General features: G+C 61.0%; 11 protein-coding genes and 1 pseudogene. 7 read left to right on the top strand and 5 right to left on the bottom strand.

Annotation, left to right across the window (positions count from 1 at the left end; translation table 11 throughout):
- The 7 genes and pseudogenes from ACFR99_RS14475 to ACFR99_RS14445 all read left to right on the top strand — a co-directional run.
- A pseudogene (locus tag ACFR99_RS14475) lies at positions 1 to 746 on the top strand (secretion system protein E); the annotation flags it as partial.
- Positions 743 to 2,833 (top strand): type II secretion system F family protein, encoded by a 2,091-nt coding sequence (locus tag ACFR99_RS14470; protein WP_390288552.1) that lies wholly within the window; start codon positions 743 to 745, stop codon positions 2,831 to 2,833. The pseudogene ACFR99_RS14475 and the gene ACFR99_RS14470, both read left to right, overlap by 4 nt.
- 1 nt (position 2,834) lies before the next feature.
- Entirely contained in the window at positions 2,835 to 3,374 is a 540-nt protein-coding gene (locus ACFR99_RS14465; RefSeq protein ID WP_390288550.1) for a DUF7287 family protein, read from the top strand.
- A 4-nt stretch (positions 3,375 to 3,378) separates the two neighbouring features.
- Complete coding sequence (locus ACFR99_RS14460; RefSeq protein ID WP_390288548.1) at positions 3,379 to 4,029, top strand: DUF7288 family protein; 651 nt, start codon at positions 3,379 to 3,381, stop codon at positions 4,027 to 4,029.
- On the top strand, positions 4,023 to 4,442 hold the full coding sequence (locus tag ACFR99_RS14455) for a hypothetical protein (RefSeq protein ID WP_390288546.1): 420 nt from the start codon (positions 4,023 to 4,025) through the stop codon (positions 4,440 to 4,442). Before ACFR99_RS14460 ends, ACFR99_RS14455 begins: the two co-directional genes overlap by 7 nt.
- On the top strand, positions 4,439 to 4,927 hold the full coding sequence (locus ACFR99_RS14450) for a DUF7266 family protein (protein WP_390288544.1): 489 nt from the start codon (positions 4,439 to 4,441) through the stop codon (positions 4,925 to 4,927). The genes ACFR99_RS14455 and ACFR99_RS14450 overlap by 4 nt, the downstream gene beginning before the upstream one ends.
- Positions 4,928 to 4,944: 17 nt before the next feature.
- Positions 4,945 to 5,676: a DUF7289 family protein gene (locus tag ACFR99_RS14445; RefSeq protein WP_390288542.1), complete on the top strand. Its 732-nt coding sequence runs from the start codon at positions 4,945 to 4,947 to the stop codon at positions 5,674 to 5,676.
- Positions 5,677 to 5,689: 13 nt separating this feature from the next.
- Here ACFR99_RS14445 and ACFR99_RS14440 read toward each other — a convergent pair whose 3' ends face one another.
- The 5 genes from ACFR99_RS14440 to ACFR99_RS14420 all read right to left on the bottom strand — a co-directional run bounded on the left by ACFR99_RS14440 (position 5,690) and on the right by ACFR99_RS14420 (position 10,284).
- Positions 5,690 to 6,937: a hypothetical protein gene (locus ACFR99_RS14440; RefSeq protein WP_390288540.1), complete on the bottom strand. Its 1,248-nt coding sequence runs from the start codon at positions 6,935 to 6,937 to the stop codon at positions 5,690 to 5,692.
- A 77-nt stretch (positions 6,938 to 7,014) separates the two neighbouring features.
- On the bottom strand, positions 7,015 to 7,905 hold the full coding sequence (locus ACFR99_RS14435; protein ID WP_390288538.1) for a CheR family methyltransferase: 891 nt from the start codon (positions 7,903 to 7,905) through the stop codon (positions 7,015 to 7,017).
- Positions 7,902 to 8,417: a chemotaxis protein CheD gene (locus ACFR99_RS14430; protein WP_390288536.1), complete on the bottom strand. Its 516-nt coding sequence runs from the start codon at positions 8,415 to 8,417 to the stop codon at positions 7,902 to 7,904. Before ACFR99_RS14430 ends, ACFR99_RS14435 begins: the two co-directional genes overlap by 4 nt.
- Positions 8,414 to 9,682 carry a chemotaxis protein CheC gene (locus ACFR99_RS14425; RefSeq protein ID WP_390288534.1) on the bottom strand — a complete coding sequence of 423 codons (1,269 nt, stop codon included), beginning with the start codon at positions 9,680 to 9,682 and terminating at the stop codon, positions 8,414 to 8,416. The genes ACFR99_RS14430 and ACFR99_RS14425 overlap by 4 nt, the downstream gene beginning before the upstream one ends.
- On the bottom strand, positions 9,679 to 10,284 hold the full coding sequence (locus ACFR99_RS14420; protein ID WP_390288532.1) for a chemotaxis protein CheC: 606 nt from the start codon (positions 10,282 to 10,284) through the stop codon (positions 9,679 to 9,681). Before ACFR99_RS14420 ends, ACFR99_RS14425 begins: the two co-directional genes overlap by 4 nt.
- Positions 10,285 to 10,304: the final 20 nt, after the last annotated feature.

The following is a 10,304-nucleotide window of genomic DNA, read 5'->3' as shown; positions in this document are numbered from 1 at the left end:
GTCAGCCCGCGGAATCGGACGACGGGACGGACGACGCACGACGCGAGTCGACGGACAGTTCTGACGCCGACAGCAGCGATACCGACGACGGTGGCGATGCCGACGACGAGGACCTGGTCGGCCTGTTCGACGACATGGGTGAGACGATCGACGAACTCGACGATCCGGACGCCGATCGAGCGACTGCCACCGAGGAGACTGCCAGCCACTCGGAAACCTCCGGGTTCGATTCGATGTTCCCGGAGGACGATCTCGATTCGATCTTCGATCCGGAGTCGTCCGCCGATACCCCGCCATCGGCGTCCTCGAGCGATGCGGCCGAACCGGAGCCGCCGACGATCGACATCGAGGCCGATACGTCGGATCCACCAGATGGCCCGGCGGATGCGACCGAATCCACGGACGCAGTGAGTGAGACACGGACGGCTGAGACGGACCGGTCGGCCGACGCGATAGAATCCGCTGATGCCGACACCGGCACTGACGACGGCCTTGACGACGATACCGACGATGACACGTCGATATTCGACGACAAGACTGACTCGGTTTTCAGCGACGACGAGGCGGAGACGCCCGACGGTGACGACGAGTCGCTGCTCGAGAGCAACGAGCCGAGCGACGACGGGTCGATTTTCAAAGACGACAGCACCGACGACGACGTACTGGCCGACAGCAATACCGGGATCTTCGAGCCCGAAACCGAAACCGAGACTGACGACGATACTGACGAGGACGGAGACGTATGAGTTTGAAAACCGACAGCAGTGGCGACTCCGGGATGTCGGCCAGTTCCGACGCACTGGGTGACCGCTTCTATCCGCTGTACGATCGGCTGTTCGGAGACGACAGTGAGTTCGTCGCCGACGTAGAGACGAAACTCGCCCAGGCGCGGATGACCGATACAGTCGAACTCTACCTCTCGCGGTCGCTCGGCATTGGCACGATCAGCGGGTTGAGCCTCTGGCTGATCGGACTGTTGCTTGGCTACAGTCTCTTCGCGATCGGCCTTCTCTCGAACGAGCCACTCATCGGGATGCCGGTCGGCAACGGCCTGGTGCTCACGATCATCGAGATGCTTCGCGTGCCGGCTGTCATCTTATTTAGCGGCCTGCTCTTCGGTTCGATCGGCTTCGCGATCGGGTTCGGCTCGATGGTCGCGATCCCCTACTCACGTGCCTCGTCGCGCAAACGCGAGATCAACATGCTGCTGACCGACTCCGTGTCGTTCATGTATGCGCTGTCGGTCGGCGGCCTGAACCAACTCGAGATCATCGAGGCGATGGCTCAGGCCGACGACACCTACGGCGAGGTCGCAAAGGAGTTCCAGAGTATCGTCAAAGAGACCGAGTACTTCGACATCGACTACCGGACGGCGATCCGCAAGCAGGCCCTCGAGACGCCGAGCGACGACCTCTCGCAGTTCCTGACGGACATGCTCTCGATCGTCAACAGCGGCGGTGACATGGAGAGCTTCCTTGAGGACAAGAAAGAAAAGCACATGCGCACGGCAAAGCAGGAACAGGAACTCACCCTCGAGACGCTCGAGCTGTTCGGCGAGATGTACATGACGCTGTCGCTGTTCCCGCTGTTGCTCATCATCATCATGGTCGTGATGAAGATGATCCCGAACGCCAGCGTGACGGACCAGATGCTCTATATGGTCGTCTACGCGCTGATCCCGATGATCGGGGTCGGCTTTCTCGTCCTCGTTTCGACGGTCAAACACGACGAGCCCGGCGATGGCTACCTCTCGATGGGATCGACCGATCAGCGGACCGAAACCGGGCAAAACGACGGGCTGTTGAGCCTCGGCCTCGTCGAGCAGTTCACCGGCGAGCACCGCGTGTTCGATCGGATCAAAAACCGCGAGGGAACCCACGAGACGCTCGAGGTGCTGCGGAAACCCCACCTCTTTTTCCGTGACTATCCACTGATCACGCTCGTCGTGACCGGCCCCATCTCGGTGCTCATCGTCGTGACGGCGATGGTAACCGGATCGGCACCGACGTCGTGGGGACAGCTCTTAGAGAAGCCGATCTGGGGGACAGTCATCTATCTCTACTTGCCGCTGTATATCACGACAGTACCGCTTGCGATCTTCCGCGAGTGGAACGTCCGTCATCGGAACGCGGTCGTCAACAAACTCTCGGAGGACCTGCGGAAACTCTCGAGTTCGAACGACACCGGGCTTACGCTGCTCGAGTCGCTCAAGGCAGTCTCCGATACCACGAGCGGAAAACTCGCCCGTGAGTTCGAGATGATGCATACGAAGGTCAACTACGGGATGAGCCTGACGGAGGCACTCATCGAGTTCAACAACAAGTACCACATCCCACGCCTTGCGCGGACGACACGACTCATCACTGAGGCCCAGGAGGCTTCAAATCAGATCTCGGACGTGCTCCGGACGGCCGCACGCGCAAGCGAGAACCACGACGACATCGAACGCGAGCGCAAATCGCGCACGCGCATGCAGGTCGTGATCATCATCATGACGTTCATGACGGTGCTGGCGGTGATCGCGATCCTCAAAACGCAGTTCATCGACACGATGGCCGGACTCAACGCCGGCGGTGGCGGGGCCGAGGCGAGCAGTGCTGGCGGTGCCGGTGGGGCCGGCGGTGGTGGCGGTGGCGCAATGAGTGGCGCGAACTTGAGCGAGAACATCGACGTCGATATGTTGTCGGTGTTGTTCTTCCACGCGGTAACGCTCCAGGCGATTATGTCGGGCTTTATCTGTGGCTACATGCGGGATGCCGACCTGCTGAGTGGCCTGAAGTACGTCATCGGACTGACCGCGGTCGCACTCATCGGCTGGACGCTGGTGGCCTAACATGAGTCGGAAACGACCGGACGATCGAAGTTGGCGTCGAACGGAAGCCCAGCGGCCGGAGACGGCCTCGAGTCGGTGGACCGACCGCGGGCAGACCACACAGGACTTCGCCGTTGGAATCGGGATTTTCCTGCTAGCGATCGCCTTCGTCTTCTCGTTTCTGCCGACGATCATGATGCCGTTCGACTCGTCGGTCAGCGGTGCGGAGACGGCTCAGGCGGATCGGATCGCAGATCGGATCGTGAACGACACGTCGACGGGGACGTCGAACGAACTCGACGAGGACGGACTTGATCCGTATAACGGGACAACTCTCACATCAGAACTCGGTCTTCGATCGAGTGGTGACACTCCGATCGATAACGTGAACGTGACTGTCATGAATATCAGTAATGAGTCGACGGTCGGATCAACGGACAACTGGACCGGTGGCGAGACGTATGCGGATCAGTCGGCAGCCAGTTCAGCACGGATCGTCACGATCGACGACCGCGAGGAGCGGTGTGACCCTGCCTGCAGACTCATCGTGAGGGTCTGGTGATACGATGCGTGAGGGAAATTCGTCGAACGGTGACCGCGGGCAGGCCTACACGCTCGAGGGACTCATCAGTGCGATGGTCGTCCTGATGGCCGTTCTGTTCGCGCTTCAATCGGCGGTGATCACGCCGACGACGGGCGGGCTGAACGACCGGACGGTCCAGGCACAGGTCCAACAGGAAGTCCAGGACGCGTTGGTCGTTGCCGCGAACAACGAGAGTGGGAATCTCTCGAATATGACCCGACACTGGAACGGAGAGGGTGGATTCGAGGACGCGTCGGGGCCGCAACCCCCAGGCGAAAACAACTCGACGTACGAGGCGGACGAAGACGGGAATTTCACGACGGAATTCACGCTCGGTGATATCCTGTACGAGCGATTCGGCGAGAACGGGCAGAATTACAACGTCGAAGCACACTACGAAGACGGCGACGCCGAACGCGATCACAAGACGCTCGTGTATCAGGGAAGTCCGCCGTCTGGTGCTGTGACGGCGAGTTACACCGTCACGCTGTACGACGAGCAAGAGACGACAGGCGACGATTATGAACAGGATCTTATTAACTCAAGTGATGATGATAAAGAAACGATTCCGTATCGAGATGCAGGGAGTGGACCGGTTTACAACGTGGTCGAAATCAGGGTGATCGTATGGTAAGCGACGACCGGACGCGCGGCCAGGTGATCCTCATCGGGGCGCTCTCGCTTGCGTTTATCATTCTCGGGATCGTCGTCGTCTTCAACGGCGTTCTGTACACCGAGACGCTCTCGTCCGTTTCGTCCGGGCAGGGTGTGAATGATGCAGGTGTGACCGAACAGGAGATCGAACACGGGATCGGGTGCATGCTTGAGCGGAGCGAGGACGACGAGGGTAATATCGAAAAAAACATCGAGGCATTCAACGATTCCTACCAAAATACGACGGTCCAGTCGGAACCTGCTGCCATCTCAATTTCCAATATAGATGACATAACCGAAGATCCGAATAACGCGACTGTCACGATCGCGTACGATTCGGCCGACGGGACGTACACGAAAACCCGGCCGATCTCCGAGGACGATTGTCCATGATCGGATCGCAACACCACGAGCGCGGCGTTTCGATCAGTGTCACACACGTCCTGACACTCGGAATTACGACCATTCTGGTCGCCATGCTTCTGGTAAGCGCCAGTACGATGCTCGAGACGGAACAAGACCGCAACACCGAAGCCTCGCTCGAGACGGTCGGCGAACGGATCGCACACGACATCGGCGTCGTCGATCAAGCGGTCGACGATCGGGATGACAGCGTAGCGGTGACCACAGACCAACCCCGACAGGCCGGGAACTCGAGATACACGGTGACGATGCGAAACAGATCAGTGTGTAAAGAGGCACCGTTGCTGAATGGCTCGAACGATTGTCTCCATCTAACCGCTGATGGAACGGACACGGAAGCGTACATACCGATCGAGGCGGACGAGCCGATCAAGAACGGGAGTTCGGCTTCAGGCGGGCGGATCAAGATTTCCTATACTGGTGATGAAATTCAGATCAGAGGGGAGAACCGATGAGGGCCTCTCGAACGCGGATGAAATCGACACCAAACGGCGACGAGCGTGGTGTCTCGGACGTGCTCGCGTTCGTGCTCGTCTTCGCAATGATTCTTGGGTCCGTCGTCCTGATGTCGACGGTCGGATTACAGGCGATGAACGACTATCAAGAGTTCGAACAATCACAAAACACCGAACGGGCGATGACGTCGCTTGCAGCGAACTTCGACGACGTGCTCCGATACGATGGGGTCACGGAACGATACGGGGAACTCTCCTTGCGAGGAGGGACGATCAGGAGCGGGAGTAGCGGGACGAACGTCACCATCAACATTAGTGGGACAAGTAATCCAGATCACGAAGTCAACCTGGGAACATTCGCGTACGAATCAGAATCGGGGGTGATCGCATACGAAGGCGGTGGCCTGGTACGGAAGTCCGGAGACGGAAACAGTATCGTTCTCAAGGAGCCGACATTGACATGTAATAATGAGAGTTCAGACTCTGAGGATACCGCACTCATATCGCTTGTCGAAGTTAATCCAGGGCAGAATCGCTCGATCCAGAGTGATGGCACGCTCGGCGTTACAATAACCGAAGACGAACGATCTCGAGAGATCCACTCGATCAACGACGGGACAGTCACCGTCAGTTCGGAAACGGAATACAACGAAGCGTGGGACGATATCGGTAATGACGGTGACGATTGGAGGTGTGAGGGTGTTGATCGCGTCGCCGTGACCGTCGTGACAGTCGACATCGAGTACTGATCGCACGCTGTTTTCAGTCCCAGTCTCCCGTGAGCATCGCTCGCAATCCGGCTCGAGCGACCAACGCCTCGACTCGAGCAGCCCGGTCATCGTCGTCGCCGGCCGTCTCGAGAAAGAGCCCCCTCGAGAGCGACTTCGGTTCGTCCATCGGCGATCCATCGGCGCGGACGGGGTCGTCGTTCAGCACCGTTCTTTCCGTGTCGTCCGGCGACCAGGGGACCTCGACGCCGCTGAGTCCGCGCTCGAGCAGGTACTCGGCGGCCTCGACGAGCGCGCCGGCCGCGCTCGAGTGACCGATCGCGCCGATCGAACCGCGGTCGTTGAAAAACCGGACGACGTATTCGCCGTCGCCGCTCGCCGCAGTCCCGTCGGATCCGGTCGTCGCGTCGGTGTCGCTGTTGCCGGTCGGGCGGTCCGATTCGGCGGGCTCGGCGTCGGCGGTCGCGTCGGTTCGGGTTTCCGGTTCGGCGTCGGTGGCGGTGACATCGTCGTCCCGTTCGGGGCCGCTCGAGTCGGCCCGAGCGGACGACGACGCTCCGGGTGGTGACGACTGACTGCCGTCCGTGATCGCCGATTCGCTGAACTGGACCGAGACGTCCGCGGCGGTGTCTGCGTCGGCGCCGAGGCGGTTCGAGTCGCCCTCGGCGAAGGCGACAAGCAGTTGCTCGAGAAACCGGCCGGTCGCGGACGCGAGCTCGTCGGTGTAGACCTCTCCCTGGTCGATAGCGTCCGTGAGCTGATCAGTGATCTCGTCGATCAAGGATGGCCGTTCGACGGCGAGTTGGCGGGCGATATGCGCTCGCGTATGCCGGCCGAGGTACTGGCCGAGTGACGCCCGCGAGTAGGTAGCGATCGCCGACTCGTTGGCATCGAGTTCGGTGAGTTCGAGTGCGCAGTATTCGATCTCACTCGTGCCGGCCAGCAGGAGGAACTCGCGGCCGTTCGTGTAGATCGCCCGGTCGACGCCGGACCACGCCATCGCCGCCTGGATCGCGTTCGCTCGAGCACCATCCAGCGACTCGGCGGCGGATTCGACGGCGACGAACAGGGCAGGAACGGACTCGACGGTCAGCACGTACTCGAGGTGCGTGTCGTCGACGACCCGGTCGGTCAGACACGAGTCGGCGCGAACGGTCCAGCCAAGCGTCTCGAGGAAGGGCTCGACGAGCCAGTTGCGGGTTTCCTGTATAGACGTCGGCGGCGAGGAATCGACCAGCGTCGCAGCGCGGGCAACGAACGAGCGAAGGTCGAGGGAAGGCATCCGTCGGATCTATTCCGCGAGAAGACATGTAACGCCCGGTTGACTTCCAGTTTCCGAACACCCCACGCCAGGGTTCGTCAGGAGTTCGAGCGGTGGTCGGGCCAGCCGGCGTTGGTCGCCTTGCCGTCCCGCTGGTAAATGCGCAAGCGGGCCTCACAGACCGTAAACGCTGATTTGAGCGTCGGCGGGATCGTCTCGGCTTTGCCGATGACGAGATAGCCGTCGGGTCGAAGCGAGCGCGCGATCGTCTCGAGCATCGACTCCTTGTACGCGTTGTCGATGTAGATGAACAGGTTGCGACAGACGACGAGGTCGAAGCCCGATTTCGGATCGTCGTTGATCAGGTCGTGGCGCCGGAAGCGAACGTTCCGTTTTATCGCATCGCTGATTCTGAAGGTCCGGTCGTCGACGTCGACGTAGCGATGGTAGTCGTCGAGAAAGGAGAGCTGGTCGGCCAAATCGACGGTCCGGGACTCCTCGTAGACGCCCGTGCGGGCCGTCTCGAGGGCCGGTTCGCTGATATCGGTTCCGAGAATGGCGATCGACGACTCGTCGATCTGGGGGTCGTCGTGGGCAAGCATCGACAGCGAGTACGGTTCCCGGCCGTCGGCACAGGCGGCACTCCAGACCCGGACGGTGCCGTTCGTCTCGGAGAGACGCCGGAGGATCGTTCGAATGCCCGCCCAGACATCCGGGTTGCGAAAGAAGCCCGTGACGTTGATGCTCAGTGCCTCGAGCAGCGCCTCCTGTTCGTCGGAATCGCTCTGTAGGTTCTCGAAGTACGCCTCGTAGGTCTCACATTGGGTGCGACGCATCCGTGAGGATACTCGACGGTCGAGATAGCTGTCGTTGTAGTGGCTCGTCGCGAAGGTCAGTTCGTCCTCGACGAACGTGAGGATGTCAGTGAACCCATCGTCGTCATCGGTGCTGTCGGCACCGAGATCAGTCTCACCTGTCCCGTCGATCACAGCTCCGTCACTCCGTTGTCGCCGTCAGAGGTCTTGACGATGAGTGTTCCCGTTCCAGGCGTGAACTCGACGGTTCGTCCGTGCTCGCCGCCGATGTCTTCGGCCTCGAGGGGGACGCCGAGTTTCTCGAGTTCGGCTTTCGCGGCGGCGACGTTTCGTTGGCCGACCCCTTCGCCGAAGCTCTCGAACTCGAACATATCGCTGCCGCCGGCGATCTTCGCCTCGACGTCGGTATAGTGAGCACCCTGTTCGACCATCCGGCGGAGCAGTGCGCGGATCGCCGTGTCTGCGTATTTGCCGGGTTTGCGGTCGCTGTTTTCTGCGGCATCGCCGTCGGGTAACATGGCGTGGGCCAGGCCACCGATTCCCCTCTCGGGATCGTAGAGCGCGATCGCCAGACACGAGCCCAGGCCGTAGGACTTGAGCGTGTCGTCACCGTCGCTGACGACCAGTTCGGAGATGCCGACTTGGACCGGCGTCGGTGCCCCTGGTTCGGTTCCGTAGGTTTTCATGCGTTATCGACTTCCTGGAACTCCGCCGTCGTCGGGGTCTCCTCGATCCGATCGACTTCGAGGTTGTTCAGTGCCCGCTCTAAATCCGACTCGTCGGGGATCGCGTACACCTGACAGTCGAACTCGCGGCCGTCGGCGACGACGATCGTGTCGAAGACGAACGCGAAGTCCTGATTTTCGCCGAGTTGGATGATCACGGGGTCGACGGCCGCAGCGCCGATATCGTGGATGAACTCCGGCGTCGAGTGGTCGATCGTCGTATCGAGGACGTTCGCCCAGCCGTCGAGGAAGCCACTGGCCATGATGTTGCCCAGTTCCTTGATCGCGCTGGTCCCCATCTCGCCGAAGCCGTCCTCGTCGACCTCCATGGGAACCATCGCGTCGACGATCTCGTGGGCCGACTCCTCGTCGAACAAGAAGAGCAGATAGCCACTCGGCATCCCGTCGAACTCGAAGGCAGCGCCGACGAGTTTCTCGTTCGCTACCTGCTCGGGGATCGCCTCGAGTGAGACGAAGTTGAGCCGGCGGATCTCGACGCTGGTGTCGATCCCGGTCAGCGTCGTCGCGGTCTTGGCGACTTCTTCGGCGCCGCGTTCGGCCATCCGGTCGAAGCCCTCGAGTTTGTCGTACTCGATCCCGTCGCTGGTGCGAAGCCGCTCTAGGAGCCGCGACATCGATTCGCGTTTCGGCAGGAGGTAGTGGTTGAATCCGACCTCGGTGCCGACGGTCTCGATCCGGCTCTGGAAGAGCAGGGCGAGGTCGTCGTCGGACGGTGCCTCGTCGATGTCGCCGAAAAACGGCTCGGCGGTCTGGCCCTCGACGAACTCCGGCGTCGAAACGTCGATGACCGCCTCGAGCACGTCGGCCCAGCCGTCGATGAAGCCGCTGTTCATGATGTGGCCGACCTCGGTCGCGGCGCTTTCGGTCATCTCGTCGAACTCGTCGATGTCGCCGACATCGGCGTCGACATCGGCGTCCGGCCCCGCTTCCGAGAGCAGCGTTTCGACGACCCGGAGTGCGCTCTCGCGCTCGAAGACGACGATCGAGTACCCCTCGATCGCGCCGGTCAGTTTGACCCGGACGCCGACCTTTTCGGTCGAATCCTCGAAATCGTGGCGGATCTCCTCGCCACGCATGAAGTTGAGTTTCGTCACGCCCAGCTGTGTCTCGACGCCGAGCATGTGCGTGAGCCGCCCCGCCGCGAGGCCGGCGCCCTCTCGAGCCATCCGGTAGAACGTGCCGAGTGCGTTGACGTCGAGTTTCATGCGGTTTGGACGTCGATATCGTTGACCATTTCGACGAACTCTTCTAGGTCGGGGAAGGCGTAGATCTCGGCTTCGATCTGGTAGCTCGGGACCGCCAGGTCCGAATCGAAAAACAGCGCGAGATCGTCGCCGCCGAGACTGGCCGTTCGGGTGACGATGTCGCCGGCGGGCGCGTAGACGAGCTGTGGTGCGGCGATGTCGATCGCACGGCCGAGGACGTCGGCCCAGCCGTCGATGAAGCCGCTGGCCATCATGTTGCCCATCTCCTCGACGGCGCTTCTGGCCATCTTGCCGGAGACATCGTTCATATCGTCGACGACGTCACGCAGCATGATCGCCGTGATCTTCTTCGCGCTCGTCTCGGGGAAGAGGATGAGGATGTGTCCGTGCGGTTCGTCGAGCAGTCGGACGCGGACGCCGAGTCGTTTTCCACCGTCGAGTTGGGACTCGATGTCGTCGACGTCGATGAAGTTCGTCTTGGTCACCTCCATCTGGGCGTCCTCGCCGGTCAGTTTACTCATGTTGTCGGCGACGCCGTTCGTTCCGACTTTCGCCATCTCGTTTATGAAGCTCAGCTTTCGAATGTCGACCATCATCGTCATGGATTCCTCCGTAGGGTTGG

The sequence above is a fragment of the Haloarchaeobius amylolyticus genome (assembly GCF_042678045.1).
In the GTDB taxonomy this organism is placed as follows: domain Archaea; phylum Halobacteriota; class Halobacteria; order Halobacteriales; family Natrialbaceae; genus Natrinema; species Natrinema amylolyticus_A.
The sequence above is the reverse complement of the archived record's forward strand: the minus strand, read 5'-3'. Positions and strand labels throughout refer to the sequence as shown.